Below are 19,226 nucleotides of genomic sequence, written 5' to 3'. Positions count from 1 at the left end.
CTCGTCCCACGTGTGCCGCCGAAGGGGTCTCGACCATGTGGCATCCTCCCCTCCCCGGGTTCCGCCTCCACGCTCTGACGAGCCGATGGACCAGACTGCTGGCAGTCCTCGCGGTGCTCGCCCTCGTCGCCTCCGGCCTGTCCGCCTCGGTGGCGCGGCAGAAACCGGATCGCACCAGCACCCAGTCGGCGACCACGCCCGGCCCGGCCTGCGGCGAGAGCGCCGGCACCGCGGCGATGACCAACGTGGCGGCGAGCCTGCCGGACTACCAGCAGGTGGTCGCGCCCGGGATCGCCGCCACCGTCTCGTACGGCGGGGCGAAGCTGGCCATCGGGCCGAAGGCGGTCCGGCTGCCGACCGGGATCGGCGTCACCGTCCTGCCGAAGGGGCTGACCCCGAAGCTGGACAGCGGCATGACCAACGTGACGGGCAAGACGAAGGGGGGTGGCTACCGGTTCACGCCGCACCCGCAGCAGTTCGCCGCCTCGATCCAGGTCACCCTGCCGTACGACCCGGCGCTGCTCACCGAGGAGTTCACCGCGCAGGACATCTACACGTACTTCTTCGACGACGTGCAGACCTGCTGGCAGGTCCTGGAGCGGGTGTCGGTGGACGAGGTCAACCACACCGTCACCTCGCTGACCGACCACTTCACCGACATGATCAACGCGACCGTGACGGTGCCGGAGCACCCGGAGGGCGTGCAGTTCAACCCCAACCAGATCAAGGGCATCCAGGCCGCCGACCCCGGCGCCGGGATCAACCTGATCGCCCCGCCGTCGGCGAACAACCAGGGTGAGAACCACCTGGCGTACCCGATCCAGGTGCCGCCGGGCCGGCAGGGCCTGACCCCGCAGCTCGGGCTCTCCTACAGCTCCTCCTCCGGCAACGGCTGGACCGGCGTCGGCTGGGACCTCGCGGTGCCCAGCATCTCGGTGGACACCCGGTGGGGCGTGCCCCGGTACGCCGGCGCGACCGAGACCGAGACGTACCTGCTCAACGGCGAACAGCTCACCCCCGTGGCGCACCGGGGCACGCCGGTGGCCCGCAGCGCCGAGAAGGTCTTCCACACCCGGGTCGAGGGCAGCTTCGCGCGGATCGTGCGGCACGGCACGAACCCGAAGAACTACACCTGGGAGGTCACCGACAAGAACGGCATCCACTGGCACTACGGCGCGGTGGCGGGTGCCGGCGGGCCGGCCACCGACGCCAGCCTGGCCGACGACGCGGGCAACGTCTTCCTCTGGTCGGTCCGCGAGGTCCGCGACCCGCGCGGCAACTTCATGCGCTACCACTACGCCAAGGTGGACGACACCGGCCTGGCCGGCGGCAGCGTGCCCGGCCGCAACCTCTACGTCGACAAGATCACCTACACCGGCCAGGGCACCAGCGAGGGCCGGTACGCGGTCAGCTTCGACCGGGACCGCGAGCGGGGCGAGGCGCTGCGCGTCGACACCTCCATCGACGCCCGGGGCGGCTTCAAGCGGGTCACCGCGGACCTGCTCCGCGAGGTGAAGATCACCCTCGACGACAGCCTGATCCGCCGCTACGAGTTCACCTACAAGCGGGGCGCGTTCGCCAAGACGCTGCTCGACGCGGTGATCCAGTACGACGCCGACGACCACGAGTTCAACCGGCACCGGTTCAGCTACCACGACGACATCCGCGACTCCGCCGGGCAGTACCAGGCGTTCCGGGCGCAGCCGTGGACCTCGCCCGGCGACGGCCTGAGCAGCGCGGCGCTGAACCTCACCCCGGAGCAGGCCGGCAACGCCAGCGCGCTGAACGCCAACACCAACACCAGCGGCGGCGGCCACCTGTACGTCGGCGTGGGCAGCTCGCCCAGCAAGTCCGGCTCGGTCGGCGTGAAGGTCGGTTTCAGCCACGGCAGCGACAAGGGGCTGCTGGCGCTGGTGGACGTCGACGGCGACTCGCTGCCCGACAAGGTCTTCCGCGACGGCGGGTCGGTGAAGTACCGCAAGAACCTCTCCGGCCCGACCGGCGAGGCGACGTTCGCCGCCCAGGCGCAGCCGCTGAACCTGCCGGGGATCATGGGCGAGTCCAGCAACACGCTGACCTTGGGCGTCGAGGGCTACCTGGGCGCGGCCGCCGCCCAACTCGACTACGTCAACTCGTTCGCCACCACCGAGCAGTACTTCAGCGACGTCAACGGCGACGGCATCCAGGACCTGGTCAACGGCGCCAGCGTGCTGTTCGGCCGGGTGGGCGCCAACGGCGTCCCGGTCTACGGGGTCAGCGGCGACACCCCCGTCCCGATCGGCCAGGGCGAGGTCGACGCGACCGGCCTGTTCGACTCGTTCAACGCCGACCGGGACCGGATGACCGACTCGTTCCCGCTGCTGGACAGCGTCCGCCGGTGGGTGGCGCCGTACGACGGCACGGTCAAGGTCGAGGGCGCGGTGCAGCTCGCCCCCGGCACCGCCGCCGCGCGCGCCGAGTCGCGTACCGCCGACGGGGTCCGGGTCGCCGTGCAGAAGGAGGGCACCGAACTCTGGTCGGCGCGGATCGAGGCCGACGACGACGGCGCGAAGACGCCGACCGGCGTGGACGCGGTCACCGTGGCGCGCGGCGACCGGCTCTACTTCCGGGTCGGCTCGGCCGCCGACGGCGGACTGGACGAGGTGACCTGGGACCCTAAGGTCAGCTACGTCGGCGTGGGCGACCCGCTGGACGTCAACGGGCTGCCGTCGTACCAGTTCCAGGCCTCGCGCGACTTCACCCTGGGCGGCCGGGCCGCCACGGTGAAGGTGCCGCTGACCGGCACCATGCACCTCTCCGGCGACCTGGTGAAGGCCGGCGCCACCTCCGACGACGTGACCGTGCTGATCACCCGCAACGGCACGCCGGTGCTGGAGCAGACGTTGGCCGCCGGCACCACCGGCAGCGTGCCGGTGAACCTGGACCTGGACGTCCAGCAGGGACAGACGCTGCAGTGGCGGATCCGGGTCGACTCGCCCGTCGACGTGGACCAGCTGACCTGGACGCCCCGGGCCTACTACACCGCCGCGCCGGGGGTCGACCGGCTCACCGACGCCAACGGCAAGCCCTTCATCGACGTGCACCCGCCGTACACCCTCGACCTGTACCCGGTCGACGGGCTGACCGCGCCGCAGTCGGCGTACACCGTCACCAGCGGCGGGACGCTGAGCGTGGAGCCGACGTTGAGCTTCGCCTTCGGCGCCGAGCACCCCACCGCCCGGGTGGCGTTCACCGTCAAGCGCCGCGGCGAGCTGGTGGCCAAGCGGCACTTCCAGGTCACCAACGGGGTGCTGACCTCGCCGGGGGCCTTCGACATCACCGCCGACACCGGTGACGAGCTGTGGTTCGACTTCAGCACCACCGACCCGAAGCTGCGGGCGTTCCTCACCGGCCAGTCGGTCACCGTGGCCGGGTCGGACGCGCCGAGCGCCTTCCACAGCGCCGCCGAGGAGGGCGCGTTCCCGCAGCCGTACCGGGGTTGGGGCGCGGTCGGCTACAACGGCAACAAGGACCGGGCCACCCAGCCGATCGCCCAGGACGACCTGGTGGTCGACGAGCACTACGGCGACCAGCTGCCGGACAGCGTCGACCCGCAGGCGCAGAAGGACGACTTCGCCGCCGACCCCCGGGTCGACCCGCCGAAGGTCACCCCGTTCACCCCCTCGCCGCAGGACGGTCGGTGGGGCGCCGGTGAGCACTCCTGGGTCGCCCGGAGCAACGTCAGCAGCTCCCGGCTGGGCGTGGACTCGATCAACCTGCCCCGGCCGCAGGACTTCGCCGGGGCGACCGCGGTGCCCCGGCTGTCCCGGTCGCAGCAGGTGTCGCTGACCGGCAGCGTCGGCGGCGGCATCGGGTCGATCGGTGGCAGCCTGGCCACCGGCGACAGCACCGGGCAGGTCGACTTCCTCGACCTCAACGGCGACCAGTTCCCGGACGTGGTCGGGGCCGGCGCGGTGCAGTACACCGACCCGGACGGCGCGCTCGGCGACACCCGGGGCACGCTGCCCGACGGGGCGGTGCGGCGCAGCACCAACGTCTCCGGCAACGCCAGCGCCGGCAGCGCGGCCCGGACCATCTCCACCGGCCGCGGGTACGACAGCCCGCCCGGCACCTCGGCGGCCACCAGCGCCCAGTCCGGCAACGACATGCCGCCGCTGGGCGTGGGCGGCAGCTTCGGCGGCACCCGCTCCGACGGGGCGTTCGACCTGCTCGACGTCAACGGCGACAGCCTGCCCGACCGGGTGTACGAGAACGGCAAGGTCGCGCTCAACCTCGGGTACGCCTTCGCCGCCGCCGAGCAGTGGCGCAACCCCGCCGGCCTGAACAAGGGCAGCGGCACCAACGCCGGGCTGAACATCGGCTTCAACACCGACTTCTACGGCTTCGCCGGTGGCGCCTCGTTCAGCCAGGGCCGGTCCTCCTCGGCCGGCACGCTCGCCGACATGAACGGCGACGGCCTGCTGGACCAGGTCCTCTCCGGCAGCCCGATCCGGGTCGGCTTCAACACCGGCAACGGGTTCGAGCCGCCGGTGCCGTTCCACGGCAGCCTCACCGACGTCAACGGCGACCGCAACGCCAAGCTGGGCGGCGGCGTCTACTTCACCTTCGGCATCTGCTTCACCGTCGTCTGCGTCGTGATCAACCCGGGCGCGGACATCGCCACCGGCGCCAGCCGCACCGAGCAGGCGCTGCGGGACATCAACGGCGACGGGTACGCCGACCACCTCTCCTCCACCCGGGACAACCAGCTCGTGGTGGCGGAGAACCGGACCGGCCGGACCAACCTGCTCGCCTCCGTCGACCGCCCGTTGGGCGGCCGGATGGAGTTCGACTACACCCGCGACGGCAACACCTACGGCCAGCCGCACTCGCGCTGGGTGCTGGCGAAGGTCTCGGTGGACGACGGCCGGCCCGGTGACGGCCAGGACGTGCAGCTGGTCACCTACGACTACGACGGTGGCGTCTACGACCGGCGGGAGCGGGAGTTCCGCGGCTACGGCACGGTGGTGGAGAAGCACCGCGACCACGCCAACGGCGACGCCGTGGGCCGCAGCGTCACCCGCACCTTCCGCACCGACAGCTTCTACACCAAGGGGCTGCTCGAGAAGGAGCTGACCGCCGACGGCGCCGGCAAGCCGTACCAGGAGACGGTGCAGACCTACACCGCCCGCAACGTCTCGTCGCCGGGCTCCCCGGCCGACCTGGCCAGCACCACGGCGACGTTGTTCCCGCAGAGCACCCGTACCGATGTGAAGTCCTACGAGGGCGGGGCCAACCCGGGCAAGACCACCTTCGTCACCCGGGAGTACGACGACGTCGGCAACCTGACCCGCCAGTTCGACGCCGCCGACGCGGGCGCCGCCGACGACCTCGACGCGCGGGTCGTCTACACCGCGCAGGACCCGGCCTGCCAGGCGGCGTACCTGGTCGGCATGCCGAAGCAGATCGACGTGCGCGGCAACGGCACGCTGATGCGGCACCGCGAGTCGACGATCAACTGCACCACCGGCGACCTGACCCAGGTGCGGGCCGCCCTCGCCGACGGCACCACCGCCACCACCGACCTGGAGTACTTCGGCGACGGCAACCTCAAGTCGGTGAGCGGCCCGGCCAACAAGGCCGGCCAGCGGTACCGGCTGGACTACACCTACGACGACGTGGTGAACACCCACGTCGAGTCGATCAGTGACAGCTTCGGCTACCGGTCGACGGCCACCCACAACCTGAAGTTCGGCCTGGTGGAGACCACCATCGACTTCAACAACCAGCAGATCCGCAACACCTACGACGCGGTCGGGCGGCTCGACCAGGTCGCCGGGCCGTACGAGATCCCGGAGAACCGGTTCACCATCGACTTCGAGTACCACCCGGAGGCGGCGTACCCGTACGCGGTCACCCGGCACGTGGACCGCGAGGCCGACGGCGGCGTCCGCGACGACACCATCGACACGATCACCTTCGTCGACGGGCTGAACCGCACCACCCAGACCAAGAAGGACGCCGCGGTGCCGGCCACCCCGGACGGCGCGCCCGAGGAGGTGATGGTGGTCTCCGGGCGGGTGGCGTACGACTTCCTGGGCCGGGCGGTGAAGAGCTGGTATCCGGTGACCGAGGCCAAGGGCGCCGGCAACCTCACCTTCAACCCGGCGTACGACCCGGTCACCCCGACCGAGGTGCGCTACGACGTGCTGGACCGGACCACCCGCACCACCTTCCCGGACGGCACCGCCACCACGATGGAGTACGGCTTCGGCCCGGACCGGGACGGGGTGACCCAGTTCGAGACGGTGGTCACCGACGCCAACGGCAAGTCCAAGCGCACCTACACCGACGCCCGGCAGATCACCACGGCGGTCAAGGAGTTCAACCCGGCCGGCGGCCAGCCGGTCATCTGGACCAGCTACCGCTACAACCCGATCGGTGAGCTGGTCGCCGCGACCGACGACAAGGGCAACGTCACCCGCTCGACGTACGACAACCTCGGCCGGCGTACGTCGCTGACCAGCCCCGACTCGGGCACCGTCACCTCCACCTTTGACCTGGCCAACAACCTGGTCCGCAAGGTCACCAGCAAGCTGGCGGCGGTGTCGAAATCGATCGAGTACGACTACGACTACACCCGGCTCAAGGCGATCCGGTACCCGGTGTTCCCGGCGAACAACGTCAGCTACACCTATGGGGCTCCGGGCGCGCCGGAGAACGCGGCCAACCGGATCACCGACCTCGTCGACGGCGCCGGCAAGGTCAGCCGCCGGTACGGCCCGCTCGGCGAGCTGGTCAAGGAGACCCGCACCACCCCCGCCCAGGGCAGCCACATCCAGACCTTCACCACCGAGTACCGGTACGACTCGTTCAACCGGATGCTCTCGATGACCTGGCCGGACGGGGAGCAGCTCTCCTACCACTACAACAGCGGCGGCCAGGTCGACTCGGCCCGGGGCGTCAAGGGCGAGTTCAGCTACGACTACCTGAAGCGGCTGGACTACGACAAGTTCGAGCAGCGGATCCTGCTGGACACCGGCAACGGCACCCGCACCCGCTACTCGTACAACACCGAGGACCGGCGGCTGAGCAACATCCAGGCGAAGCTCTCCAACGGCTACGTGTTCCACAACCTGGACTACAGCTACGACAACGTCGGCAACATCATGTCCATCGCCAACGACACCGTGGCCCCCAGCGGCCCCGAGGTCGGCATGCAGGTCGGCGGTCCCAGCAAGCAGAGCTACACCTACGACGACCTCTACCAGCTCACCCACGCGGAGGGCAGCTACCAGCCGCGTACCCCGCAGACCGACCGCTACCGGGTCGACCTGAAGTACGACAGCCTGCACAACATCACCAGCAAGAGCCAGACCCACGAGCTGGTCAGCAACGGCAACACGATCGTCGACGGCAAGCTCAGCTACAACTACGGGTACGCCTACGGCAGCGCGAAGCCGCACGCGCCGACCAGCATCGGCATCTACACCTTCCAGTACGACGAGAACGGCAACCAGATCAGCCGGGAGCAGCAGCCCCGGCCGCGCCGGCAGATGATCTGGGACGAGGAGAACCGCCTCGCCTGCAGCCACGAGAACGTGCAGAGCAAGACGCTGCCGCAGACCCCGGCGTCCTGCGACAACGCCGGCGGCACCCCGAACAGCGCCCGCTACTACTACGACGACCAGGGCAGCCGGGTGGTCAAGGACGGGGCGCAGTTCCACATCTACCCGAACCAGAACTACTCCACCCGGGGCAACCAGGAGTTCAAGCACGTCTACATCGGCCAGGACAAGCTGATCACCAAGCTGGTCGAGCCGGACTTCCGCCGCGAGGACCGGCAGTACTACTCGCACAGCGACCACCTCGGGTCGACCGGGTTCGTCACCGACGACCAGGGCGGCATGAGCGAGCACCTGCAGTACTTCCCCGGTGGCGAGACCTGGGTCAGCGAGCACTCCTCGCAGCCGGTGCCGCACCGGTTCACCGGCAAGGAGTACGACCAGGAGACCAACCTCTACTACTACGGCGCCCGCTACTACGACCCGCGTACCCAGGTCTGGCAGACGCCCGACCCGGTGCTGGAGAACTACCTGGAGGGCACCCCGAACGGCGGCGTGTACGCGTCGATGAACCTGGCGCTCTACACGTACGCCTACAACAACCCGATACGCCTGGGCGATCCCGACGGCAGATTCCCCTGGAACAGGGTGCTCGGCGGGGTGAAACTCGTCGGCGGTGTCGCCGAGGCCGCCGCGGGCGTGGCGCTCGGGGCCGCGACGAGCTGGACGGGTGTGGGCGCGGCCGCCGGTGGCGCGGTGGCGGTGCACGGCGTCGACGTCGCCATCAGCGGCGCCCGGCAGTTGTTCAGCGGCGAGGAGACCAGCTCCTTCACCAGTTCGGGCCTCCAGGCGGCCGGGGTCAGCAAGTCCAACGCCGAGCTGATCGACGCGGGCATCTCGATCGTCGGCAGCGCCGGCGCGAGCATGGCCACCTCGGCGATCAAGGGAGCGGCCACCGCGGCGCCGAAGGTGGCGGCGGCCGCCGCGGACGACGTCGCGGCCCGTGCGGTGCCCAGCACCGCCGAGAAGGTGGTCGAGACGGCCGCCAAGATCCCCTGTGTCGGCAACAGCTTCGCCGCCGGCACCCGGGTGGTGATGGCCGACGGCAGCACCAAGCCGATCGAGGACGTCCGCACCGGCGACCTGGTCCTCGCGGAGGACCCGGAGACCGGTGAGCGCGGACCCCGCGAGGTCACCCACCTGATCATCGGTCAGGGCGTGAAGCACCTGGTCGACGTCGAGGTCAACGGCGAGGTCATCACCGCCACCGACAAGCACCCGTTCTGGGTGGTGGGGGCCGGGACCTGGGTCGACGCCGGTGCTCTCACGCTCGGGGACGTCGTCCGGCTGGCCGACGGCCGCACCGCCATGGTGGACGGGCTCACGCCGTACACCCGGGTCGACCGGGTGCACAACCTGACCGTCGCGGGCATCCACACCTTCTACGTGGTCACCGGCGACGGCCGGGCGGCCGACGCGGTGCTCGTGCACAACTCGGGTCCGTGTTCGGTGAACGCGAAGGCCCTGGCGGGGAGCCTCACCGCGGCGAACGTGGTCCGCCCGGCGGAGACCGCCGCGCACCACATCGTGGCCAGCGGCGCCAAGGCGGCGGCACCGGCCCGGGCGCACCTGACCAGCCTCGGGGTGGGCATCAACGAGGCGGCCAACGGCGTCTACCTGCCCCGCTTCGTCAGCTCGGCCAACCCGCTCGGCGCGGCCGTGCACTCCACGACCCACAGTCCGGCGTACTACGCCGAGGTCAACCGGTTGATCCTGCAGACGAAGACCGCGGCCGAGGCACGCAACGTGCTGGCGTACATCGGTAAGCAGTTGGCGGCCGGGCCGTGGCCGTAGGCCGACCCGCTGACGCCCGGGCCCGCGCCGCCGGGTCCGGGCGGGCAGGATGACGCCATGACCCGACGACTGCCGATCGAAGCCGCCGAGGCCGCCTTCCGCGACCTCGGCGGCTTCGCCGCACCGGACTCCACCGTCCCGCCGCCGGCCCGGCTGCTGGACGCCGTGCGGCGCTTCGCCGCCGTCGAGTTCGAGGTGTCCACCGAGCTGCCCGAGCAGGACGGCCTGCTGTTCCAGTACGCGACGGTCGGCGCGACCGGCGACGCCGCGTTCGTCCTGAGCGTCGTGCGTCAGTTCGAGGTGGTCGACGCCGACGGCGACCACGAGGAGTACGTCCAGCTGCACGCCGAATACCGGTTCGGGCCGGACCCGGAGTGGACCGGGCATCATGAGGACTGGTGGTTCCGGGGCGGGCCGGAGCCGTTCGACGACTGGTTCGCCCGGATCTCGGCCCACCCGGTCTGGGGCCGCTTCGCCCACTCGCCGCCGACCGGATTCGAGATCTCGCAGGAGAGCGTCTGAGCCGCGTCCCCGAGCGACCGACGGCCACCCGGGAACGCGGCGGGACGATCAGTCCAGGTCCTCGCAGACGTTGTGCGTCGTGCCGTGGACCATGGTGAGGGTCTTGTAGAACGTCGGGCTGAACTCCATGCGGTACACCCCGTCGACGAGCCAGTAGCCGCGTGGCAGCGTGCCGCCGTCCTGGCGGAAGCCGAAGAGCGCCGGGCCGTTGGCGTACCAGGTCTGCGACCCGTCCGGGTGGAACTCGATCATGGCGGTGCCGCTGGCGTCCACCTGGGTGCTCGCCCCGCTGTCGGTGTTGGTCACCTTGACGATCAGGTCCCCCGCGTACAGCTCGCGGCGGGGCGAGCCGTCCGGGTTGGTGTCCAGCACCAGCTTGCGGACCTCGTCGCGCACCGGCTCACTGCGGATGGCGAAGTCGCACCGGGCCCCGGCCGGCTGTTCGAAGGATCCCTGCGGAGCGGGCACCCAGCCCCCCGTACCCCCGGTGGCGTCCGCGGACGCCGGGCTCGCCCCGCCCGCGACCACCGCCACCACGGCCGCGACCACAGCGACACTCGTTCTCCTACGCATCTCAACTCCTCCATCGGCATCAGAACGCCCCCACCCTCACCCCCACCCCTCACCACCCCCTCACCACCGACCCTCCCCACCCTCGCCCGCCCTCCCCCACACCGTTGATCATGAAGTTGTAGCCACGACACGCCGGAGAGCGCGGCAACAACTTCATGATCGACCAGGCGGTGGGGGCCAGGCTGGCAACCGGGGTGGGGGGTCAGGGGGTCAGGAGGGGTATGGAGTTTCTTCTGCTCGGGGCGTTCGAGGTGCGGCGGGGCGGGGAGGTGGTGGAGCTGGGGTGTCGGCGGCAGGAGCGGTGCGTCCTCGGGGTGCTGCTGCTGGACGTCGGCCGGGTGGTCAGCACGGAGCGGCTCATCGACCTGCTGTGGAACGGCGAGCCGCCGGCCTCGGCCCGGGGCGCCGTGCACACCTACATCGGGCGCTTGCGGGCGGCGCTGGCCCCGTACCAGGTCCGGATCACCACCCGGGGCGACGGCTACCTGGTGGAGCCGGACGGGCACCGGGTGGACGCGGTGGAGTTCGTCGAGCTGGTGGACCGGGCGGCCGCCACCACCGACCCGGCCGAGCGGGTCCGGCTGCTGGACCGGGCGCTGGCGCTGCGGCGCGGCCCGCTGCTGGTTGGCACCGCCGACGACGTGCTGCGGGACCGGCTGGACGGGCCGCTGGAGGAGCGCCGGCTCACCGGCGTCGAGCTGCGCGCCGAGGCGCGGCTCGCGCTGGGCCAGCACGCCCGCGTGGTGACCGAGCTGACCCCGGTGGTCGGCCGGCACCCGACCCGGGAGCACCTGGTCGCCACCCTGATGACCGCGCTGTACCGAGGCGACCGGCAGGCCGACGCGCTGCGGCTGTACCGGCGCACCCGCCGGACGCTGGTGGACGACCTGGGGGTCGAGCCGGGCGACCGGCTGCGGGAGGTGCACCGGCGGATCCTGCGCGCCGACCACCGCCTGGAGCGGACCGGCCGACCGGTGTACGAGGTGCGGGTCCGCGGCGAGTCCCTGCCGTGGAGCGTCGGCGGCCATCCGGCGCTGGAGTTCTGCAACACCTTCGCCGGTTGGGGCCACCAGCCGCCAATGCCGGGTGCGGAGTGGCTGCGCGGCTACCGCACCCTGGCGGTCTGGACCGGCCACCTGGGGCTGGCCGACGAGGTGACGGTGGGCCGCCTGCTCGACCTGGCCCGCCGGAATCCGGTCGGGGCGAACGCCGCCCTCGACGAGGCCCGCACGCTGCGCGCCCGGCTGTACGCCTGCCTGACCGACGCCGAGGACCGGCGCGCCTTCGACGCGGTCGCCCGGTACGCCGAGGAGGCCGCGAAGACGCTGGTCTTCCGGCGCGACGCCGACGGTCGCGGCCGGTGGTGGCCGGACCTGACCGCCGGGCTGCGGCTGCCCGTGCACGCGGTCGCCTGGAGCGCCGCCGAACTGCTGGCCGACCCGCGCCGGCTCACCGTCCGGGCGTGCCCCGACGAGCGGTGCGGGTGGCTGTTCCTCGACGAGAGCGGCCTGCGGCGGTGGTGCAGCCTCGCCACCTGCGGCCGGTCCGCCGCGGAGGCACCCTGCGAGGGCGCGTCGGCACCGCCTGGCAGGCTGGCCGGGTGGACGCAGACGAGGTGACCGCCCTGCTGACCGAGTTCGCCGCCCACGGGCTGCGGGGCTGGGTGGCCGGCGGCTGGGCGGTCGACGCGGTGGTCGGCCGGCAGACCCGACCGCACGGCGATCTCGACCTCGCCGTCGACGCGGCCCAGCAGGCGGAGGTCCTCGCCCTGCTGGACCGGCTCGGCTTCGCCGTGACCGTCGACTGGCTGCCGGTCCGCGCGGAGCTCACCGCGCCGGACGGGCGGCGGGTCGACCTGCACCCGGTGGCGTTCCGGCCGGACGGCAGCGGGGTCCAGGAGGGGCTGGACGGCGCCAGCTTCGGCTACGCCGCGGACGGCTTCGCCGAGGGCAGCATCGGTGGGCGGCCGGTGCCCTGCCTGTCGGTGGCCCAGCAGCTGCGCTTCCGGGAGGGCTACCCGCCGCGCGCCGTCGATCAGCACGACATCGCCCTGCTCCGGGCAACGGCGGGCTGAGTCAGCCCACCGTCCCCTGGCGCTCGTCGCCGGTATCGAAGAACCGGGTCAGGCACCACCCGCCCGTCGGCATTCTCGTCCACCGGGCCAGCCGGGAGTCAGAGGTACGCCCCACCCTCCTCGGTGAGGCGGGCGACCAGCAGCCCGATCCGGGCAGGGCCGGGCAGCCAGGGGTCGACGCCGCCCACCTCGGCGCGCAGGTGCGCGCCCTCGACCGGCGCGCCGCCGTTCCAGGGTGCCGGCCAGCTGGTGAACCTCCGCACCTCCACCAGACCGTCGGCGGTCAGGCCCACCAGCGCCCCGGCGAGCGCCGGCACGGCTTCCTCGACCGTCGGGGACCTCGCCCCGTTGTCGAACCAGGCGTCGGCGATCTCGGGCAGGGGCGCGTCGCCGTCGGACTCGTGCAGTACGAAGTACTCCACCTGGGTCAGGCCGGTCCGCTCCCTCATTCGTCCATTTTCTCCTGTTCGCCGCCGCACCCGCATCCGGCCCCATCCCGGGCGAATCGCGAGGCTCCCGCACGTTGCGATGCGGCGGGGACAACCTGCCCAGCGCTGTACGGGACAGGCGGTGACTGGCTGGCCCCGGTGAGGATCGGGGAAACGCTGAACAGCACGTCGTCGAGGTCCGGGTTGCCCGGCCAGATCACCTCGGCCCCGGCGATGATGAGCTGACCAACGATCGCGCTGGCCAAGCCCACCCGGGCGACATGGCCGTGGCCACCGGCGTCTGAGAGTGCCAGGGCGCCGCGGCGGTCGTGGGGGTCCGGCACCCGCCGGCGGTACCCGGCACGCTCCAGGCGGTCGAAGGATCTCAGCCCGCGGCGGACGACGAAAGCAAAGGCAAGGAGTTAACACTCCTTGCCACTTCTAACGTATAGCGCACCCGGGGGCTTGCGGCAAGACCTGGGTCTTACCGCAGAATCGGCGGCCGGACACGGCACCGACGAGGAACTGGGGGCACGACGTGGGTGTGTTGCCGATGTACGGGGGACGCGGCGACCTCGAACCAGATATGCGGACGTGCCCGACAAGCACGGCTGCCTCGGAGGTGTCGCGATGATCGAGCGGTACGTGGTGGACCTTCGAGAGGTTGACGAGACGCAGGTCGCGGTCGTCGGCGGCAAGGCCGCGCACCTGGGCGGGCTGTCGCGGATCGACGGCATCCGGGTGCCGACCGGGTTTTGCGTGACGACGGCCGCCTTCCGGCGGATCATGGCGGAAGCGCCGCCCATCAACGATCGGCTCGATCAGCTGTCGCGCCTGAACCCGGATGACCGGGAGGCGATCGGCACGCTCAGCGCGGAGATCCGCCGGACCATCGAGGGGATTGCCGTCCCGGGCGATCTGGCGGCGGCGATCACCCGCGCGCTCACCCAGTTCGGCGAGCAGGCCGCCTACGCCGTGCGATCCAGCGCGACGGCGGAGGACCTGCCGACGGCATCCTTCGCCGGCCAGCAGGACACGTACCTGAACGTCGTGGGGCCGGCGGCGATCCTCCAGCACGTCAGCCGGTGCTGGGCGTCGCTGTTCACCGAGCGGGCCGTGACCTACCGCCTGCGGAACGCCATCGACCACCGTACGGTCCAGATGGCCGTGGTCGTGCAGCAGATGGTCTTCTCGGATGCGGCCGGCATCCTGTTCACGGCCGACCCCGTCACGGGGAACCGGAAGGTCGCCACCGTGGACGCCAGCTTCGGCCTCGGCGAGGCCCTGGTTTCCGGCCTGGTGAACCCGGACGTCTTCACGGTGCGCGACGGCGAGGTCGTCGCCGAGGCGGTCGCCGCCAAACGGCGTGCCGTTCACGCCCTGCCGGCTGGCGGCACGCAGGAAGTGGCGATCGACCCGCAGCGGCAGGAGCAGCCGGCGCTGACGGATGCGCAGGTCGTGCGGCTCGTGCAGCTCGGGCGGCGGATCGAAGCGCATTTCGGCCGCCCGCAGGACATCGAATGGTGCCTGGTCGACGATGACTTCCACATCGTGCAGAGCCGGCCGATCACCACGCTGTTTCCCATCCCCGTGGCCGGCGACCGGGAGAACCACGTCTACGTCTCCGTTGGCCACCAGCAGATGATGACCGACCCGATGAAGCCACTGGGGCTCTCCATGTGGCAACTGACGGCCATGGCGCCGATGCACGAGGCCGGCGGGAGGCTGTTCGTCGACGTCACCCGGCACCTGGCCTCGCCCGCGAGCCGCGCCGGCCTCTTGGACATGGTGGGGAAGGGCGATCCGCTGACCAGGGACGCACTGGAGAGCGTCCTCGACCGCGACGACTTCGTCCCGTCGCTCCCGGACGCGGGTCCCGGCAGGCCGCCGGTCGGTGGCGCGTCGGCCCCGATCGAGACGGACCCGGCCATCGTCACCGAGCTGATCGAGCGCAGCCAGGCCTCCATCGCCGCCCTGCGGCGCGACATCGCGACGTTGATCGGACCGGCGCTGTTCGACTTCCTGCTGGAGGCCTTCCAGGAGCACAAGCGAGTCCTCGGTGATCCGTTGAGCATGCAGGCGATCATGGCGGGGATGGAGGCCACCTGGTGGCTCAACGACCAGCTGCAGGAATGGCTGGGCGAGAAGAACGCCGCCGACACCCTCACGCTGTCCGCCCCCGGCAACGTCACGTCGGAGATGGGACTGGCGCTGCTCGACGTCGCGGACGTGATCCGCCCGCACCCGGAGGTGGTGGCGTTCCTGCAGGGCGTCGAGGACGACGGCTTCCTGGACGAGCTGCCGAAGCTCGCGGGCGGGACCGAGGCGCGCCACGCCATCGAGGCCTACCTCGACCGGTACGGCATGCGCTGCGCCGGCGAGATCGACATCACGAGGCCGCGCTGGAGCGAACGCCCCACCACGCTCGTGCCCCTGATCCTCGACCACGTCAAGCTTCTCGAGCCGGGCGCCGCCGAGCGGCGCTTCGAGCAAGGGCGGCAGGAGGCGCAGCAGAAGGAGCAGGACGTACTCTCCCGCTTGCGGGCCCTGCCGGACGGGGAGCACAAGGCCAACGAGGCCAAGCGGATGATCGACCGGCTCCGGACCTTCATCGGCTACCGGGAGTACCCGAAGTACGGCATCGTCAGCCGCTACTTCGTCTACAAGCAGGCCCTGCTGGAAGAGGCCGAGCGCCTCGTGCGGGCCAACGTGCTCGCCGAGAAGGAGGACATCTTCTACCTCACGTTCCAGGAGCTCCACGACGTCGTTCGCTCGAACAGCGTGGATCACCAGCTCATCCAGCAGCGCAAGGACGCGTTCCGGTCGTACCAGGCGCTCACGCCGCCCCGGGTGCTGACCTCGGATGGCGAGGCCATCGCCGGGACGTACCGACGCGACGACGTGCCGACCGGCGCCCTGATCGGCCTACCGGTCTCCGCCGGAACCATCGAAGGGCGCGCCCGCGTCATCCTGGACATGGCCCAGGCTGATCTCGAACCGGGTGACATCCTCGTGACGGCCCACACGGACCCGAGCTGGACGCCCCTCTTCGTCGCCGTCGCAGGTCTGGTGACGGAGGTCGGAGGATTGATGACACACGGCGCAGTGATCGCACGGGAGTACGGCCTGCCGGCTGTCGTCGGGGTGGCAGATGCCACCCGGCTGATTGCCGATGGGCAGCGGATCCGCGTGCACGGCAGCGACGGGTACGTCGAGATTCTGCCTTGACCGACCACTCACCGAGCAGGCCCGGCTGCCTTGCCGAGCACGTACGCCCACCGGCAGACGCTGCGGCGACGGCGCAGCGATAGCCTGCCGTCATGGGGAGCGCTGAACTGGATGAGTTGATCGTCGCGGACGCCGGCGCGCTGCGCGCGTGGTTGTCGGCCAACCACGCCACGTCGCCCGGTGTCTGGCTCGCCCTGACCAAGAAGGGCGGCACAGTCACGACGCTGACCTGGCAGCAGGCGGTCGACGAGGCCCTGTGTTTCGGCTGGATCGACGGGCAGGCCCGGAAACGGGATCAGGAAACCTCCTGGATCCGGTTCACCCCTCGCAGGCCGCGCAGTTCCTGGTCACAACGCAACGTCGCCCACGTGGCCCGGCTGGAGGCGCAGGGGCGGATGCTGCCCTCAGGCCGCGCCGCGGTGGAAGCCGCGAAGGCGGACGGGCGGTGGGCGGCCGCCTACGCCCCGCCGTCAGAAGCCGAGGTGCCGGCCGACCTCCTCGCCGCCATCGCCGCCGACCCCGCCGCCCAGGCCATGTTCGACGTACTCACCAAAACCAACCGGTTCGCTCTCATCCACCGCGTCAATGCCGTCAAACGGGCGCAGACCCGCGAGCGGAAGATCAGCGAGTTCGTCGCCATGCTGGCCCGTCACGAGACGATCCACCCGCAGCAGGCCAAGCCCCCGAACTCCCCGTGATCGGCATCATCATGATCCAGTGCACTGATCGACGTGCGTACGGACCGGCACGCCGACCGCCGACCACCATGCGCTACTGTCGGGCCCGCAAGAACCTCGACCGGCACCCCAACTACTGGCCGCGTACAGGGCCTCCGGGACATAGCCGGCGCTCGCGGCTCTGCTGATGAGCGAGAACAGCCTTCCGTTCGCCCGCCGAGAAAACCCATTGCGAGTGGCCGGCTCTGGATATCTGGTTGATCCGCCGCCGAGCACGGGAGGGAACATGACGCGCGTGTCGCTGCCCGCCCCCACGCTGCACACCGCTCGCCTGCGACTGCGTCCCTTCGACGACGCGGATGCGAACGATCTCTTCGCGGTGCACAGCAGCGCCCACGTGCTGCGCTACTGGGACGCGCCGCCGTGGAGCGACCGCGTGCGCGCCGAGCGGTTCATCACGGCTTGCCGGCAGATGGCAGAGGCGGGCACCGGGGCGCGGCTGGCCGCGGATCGTGTCTCCGACGGGGCGTTCATCGGCTGGTGCAGCCTGAACCGGTGGAATCCGGACTACCGCAGCGCGTCGCTGGGCTACTGCTTCGACGATGCGGCGTGGGGCCACGGCTACGCGACCGAGGCCGCGCGCGCCTTGCTGCGGTGGGCATTCGACACGCTGGACCTGAATCGAGTCCAGGCCGAGACCGATACCCGCAACGTGGCATCTGCCCGCGTGCTGGAGAAGCTCGGGTTCGTGCGTGAAGGGACGTTGCGGGAAGACTGCGTCGTGAACGGCGAGGTCTCTGACTCGTGGGTCTACGGGCTGATCAGGCGCGAGTGGCGACCGTCGTCCGAGCTGGTTGCCGCCCCCTGAGTCCTCGCTCCCTCGCGCGAGTCGCCCGGCACCCGAATGCTTCGCTACGCCGAGTCGATGGGGTAGCAGGATCGGCGGGTCCGCTTCTCGCATCGCGCGGTGATCGGCGCATGGGTCGGCGCCCCGCTCGCCGACCCCGCCCCAGTGCTCGGCATCAGGACGAAATCGGTGGCCCCGCGAGCCCGTCGCGCCCTACCTTGTGCTGCATCATCTTCTCCGCACCATTCACGAGAGGACTTCACCCCGCGTGACGCCGCCTGCTCTGTAGACCTGACACCTTCCCCGCGCATCGGTCGCCGACGTCGCCGTCGGCTCTTCACCCATGCCATCCGTCAGGCCTCAAGAGGAGATCATGTCTACGCGTCCGCATATCGCGCTGCCCTGGACCACTCGGCCCACGCGCCTCCCTCTGCTCTCGAACCGCTGCGTCCGCTGCCGTTCCGGCTCCGCCAGTGCCGGCGACGGGGATTTCCGCGCCAGCACCCACGGCACACTCCTCGACGTCGGGCTCCCGGTCACCTCCATTGATCGGCTCTACGCCGCACCGCAGAGCCCTCGGAGACTTCTCGTTGGTCCTGCCATGAGCCGCCGCCGTGGGCCCGAGCTGGGGCGAGCGGCAAGGTGGCCGTGCCCCGGACTGCATCACGCGGCGGTCCGCACGCGGTCGCTCATGACCGAGCGCGAACGGAGTTCAGGGCCGGCCCGATACCGGCGACGAAGGTGAACGCCCCGGTGCATCCATCAGCGCGGGTGTCTGCGGTGGCCGGCGTTTCTTGACCGCAATGCCGCGCCCGCCATCGACAAGGGCGGAACCCGACGATCCGGCCCGCGGGGCGCGAGCCACGGGGGCCCGCGGGCCGGGGCGGGCACTATCGTGCTGACGTGCACATCCGTTTCGACGTCCCAGCCGATCCCGCCTACCCGGGCCGCGTGGCCGCCGCGCTCAGCAGTGTTCGGCTGCGCAGGTACGGCCACGTCGGCGCGGTGCTGACGGCGGTCGGGGCGATCGGTGTCGTCGTGTCGCAAGGGTTCGGGTGGGGTGACCGGATCACGCCGCTGTGCATCGCGCTGATCGTGAGTGGTCTGCTCTCGATGCTCTACCCGCCGTGGGTGCGGACGCGCGCCCAGCGCCGCTCCAGTCGCTACGCTGTCGAGGGCGCCTACGACATCACCGACGACAACATCATGATGCGCAGCGGCTCGGAATCCGGCGGCATCGCCTGGGACGGGGTCACCCAGGTGAGGGACACCCCTGAGTTCTGGATCGTGTACGTCGGCCGGATGCCGGCGACCGTGATCCCACGCCGGTTGATGTCCGCCGAGGACGCCGAGACGCTGCGAGCCCACATGATCGAACGCGGGTTGCTCCAGCCTCGGTGAGCTCGGTTGCCGCGGAGCAACAACGAAACCCCGTTCACCGCAGAACAGTCCACACTGCCCGCACCACGGCAGCACCAC

At 71.1% G+C, this 19,226-nt stretch carries 11 protein-coding genes; 8 read left to right on the top strand and 3 right to left on the bottom strand.

The features are described 5' to 3' along the window. Positions 1 to 113 precede the first annotated feature (113 nt). Together V6U89_RS10770 and V6U89_RS10765 are read left to right on the top strand one after the other, a co-directional pair. Positions 114 to 9,398 carry a SpvB/TcaC N-terminal domain-containing protein gene (locus V6U89_RS10770; RefSeq protein WP_334570695.1) on the top strand — a complete coding sequence of 3,095 codons (9,285 nt, stop codon included), beginning with the start codon at positions 114 to 116 and terminating at the stop codon, positions 9,396 to 9,398. A 57-nt stretch (positions 9,399 to 9,455) separates the two neighbouring features. Next, the gene (locus V6U89_RS10765) at positions 9,456 to 9,920 is read left to right on the top strand and encodes a hypothetical protein (protein ID WP_334570694.1); all 465 of its coding nucleotides are present in this window, start codon (positions 9,456 to 9,458) and stop codon (positions 9,918 to 9,920) included. 48 nt (positions 9,921 to 9,968) lie between these two features. Here the strand turns inward: V6U89_RS10765 and V6U89_RS10760 are convergent, their stop codons facing one another. After that, positions 9,969 to 10,493: a hypothetical protein gene (locus V6U89_RS10760; protein WP_334570692.1), complete on the bottom strand. Its 525-nt coding sequence runs from the start codon at positions 10,491 to 10,493 to the stop codon at positions 9,969 to 9,971. Positions 10,494 to 10,714: 221 nt separating this feature from the next. Between V6U89_RS10760 and V6U89_RS10755 the strand changes: the two genes are divergently transcribed. Both V6U89_RS10755 and V6U89_RS10750 read left to right on the top strand, forming a co-directional pair. Next, on the top strand, positions 10,715 to 12,112 hold the full coding sequence (locus tag V6U89_RS10755; protein WP_334570691.1) for a BTAD domain-containing putative transcriptional regulator: 1,398 nt from the start codon (positions 10,715 to 10,717) through the stop codon (positions 12,110 to 12,112). Then, on the top strand, positions 12,094 to 12,567 hold the full coding sequence (locus V6U89_RS10750) for a nucleotidyltransferase domain-containing protein (RefSeq protein WP_334570690.1): 474 nt from the start codon (positions 12,094 to 12,096) through the stop codon (positions 12,565 to 12,567). Before V6U89_RS10755 ends, V6U89_RS10750 begins: the two co-directional genes overlap by 19 nt. A 98-nt stretch (positions 12,568 to 12,665) precedes the next feature. Here the strand turns inward: V6U89_RS10750 and V6U89_RS10745 are convergent, their stop codons facing one another. Further along, positions 12,666 to 13,016, bottom strand: a complete 351-nt coding sequence (locus V6U89_RS10745; protein WP_334570689.1) for a hypothetical protein — start codon at positions 13,014 to 13,016, stop codon at positions 12,666 to 12,668. After that, positions 13,013 to 13,339 carry a hypothetical protein gene (locus V6U89_RS10740; protein WP_334570688.1) on the bottom strand — a complete coding sequence of 109 codons (327 nt, stop codon included), beginning with the start codon at positions 13,337 to 13,339 and terminating at the stop codon, positions 13,013 to 13,015. Before V6U89_RS10740 ends, V6U89_RS10745 begins: the two co-directional genes overlap by 4 nt. Positions 13,340 to 13,625: 286 nt before the next feature. Between V6U89_RS10740 and rph the strand changes: the two genes are divergently transcribed. The 4 genes from rph (at position 13,626) to V6U89_RS10720 (ending at position 19,148) form a co-directional block, all read left to right on the top strand. Further along, on the top strand, positions 13,626 to 16,223 hold the full coding sequence (gene rph, locus V6U89_RS10735) for a rifamycin-inactivating phosphotransferase (RefSeq protein WP_334570687.1): 2,598 nt from the start codon (positions 13,626 to 13,628) through the stop codon (positions 16,221 to 16,223). A gap of 92 nt (positions 16,224 to 16,315) precedes the next feature. After that, positions 16,316 to 16,921, top strand: coding sequence for a YdeI/OmpD-associated family protein (locus tag V6U89_RS10730; protein ID WP_334570685.1), 606 nt, complete (start codon positions 16,316 to 16,318; stop codon positions 16,919 to 16,921). A 166-nt stretch (positions 16,922 to 17,087) separates the two neighbouring features. Continuing rightward, a complete protein-coding gene (locus V6U89_RS10725) occupies positions 17,088 to 17,768 on the top strand; it encodes a GNAT family N-acetyltransferase (protein WP_334570684.1) in 681 nt (226 codons plus the stop codon). 882 nt (positions 17,769 to 18,650) lie between these two features. Beyond that, complete coding sequence (locus V6U89_RS10720) at positions 18,651 to 19,148, top strand: YcxB family protein (protein WP_334570683.1); 498 nt, start codon at positions 18,651 to 18,653, stop codon at positions 19,146 to 19,148. Positions 19,149 to 19,226: the final 78 nt, after the last annotated feature.

The organism is Micromonospora sp. CPCC 206171 (assembly GCF_036906755.1).
Classification (GTDB): domain Bacteria; phylum Actinomycetota; class Actinomycetes; order Mycobacteriales; family Micromonosporaceae; genus Micromonospora; species Micromonospora purpureochromogenes.
The sequence above is the reverse complement of the archived record's forward strand: the minus strand, read 5'-3'. Positions and strand labels throughout refer to the sequence as shown.

Coding starts and splice junctions, on each gene's coding strand:
- rph (WP_334570687.1), top strand. CDS start 13,626: ATGATCGAGCGGTACGTGGTGGACCTTCGAGAGGTTGACGAGACGCAG.
- V6U89_RS10745 (WP_334570689.1), bottom strand. CDS start 13,016: ATGAGGGAGCGGACCGGCCTGACCCAGGTGGAGTACTTCGTACTGCAC.
- V6U89_RS10725 (WP_334570684.1), top strand. CDS start 17,088: ATGAGCGAGAACAGCCTTCCGTTCGCCCGCCGAGAAAACCCATTGCGA.
- V6U89_RS10755 (WP_334570691.1), top strand. CDS start 10,715: ATGGAGTTTCTTCTGCTCGGGGCGTTCGAGGTGCGGCGGGGCGGGGAG.
- V6U89_RS10765 (WP_334570694.1), top strand. CDS start 9,456: ATGACCCGACGACTGCCGATCGAAGCCGCCGAGGCCGCCTTCCGCGAC.
- V6U89_RS10760 (WP_334570692.1), bottom strand. CDS start 10,493: ATGCGTAGGAGAACGAGTGTCGCTGTGGTCGCGGCCGTGGTGGCGGTG.
- V6U89_RS10730 (WP_334570685.1), top strand. CDS start 16,316: ATGGGGAGCGCTGAACTGGATGAGTTGATCGTCGCGGACGCCGGCGCG.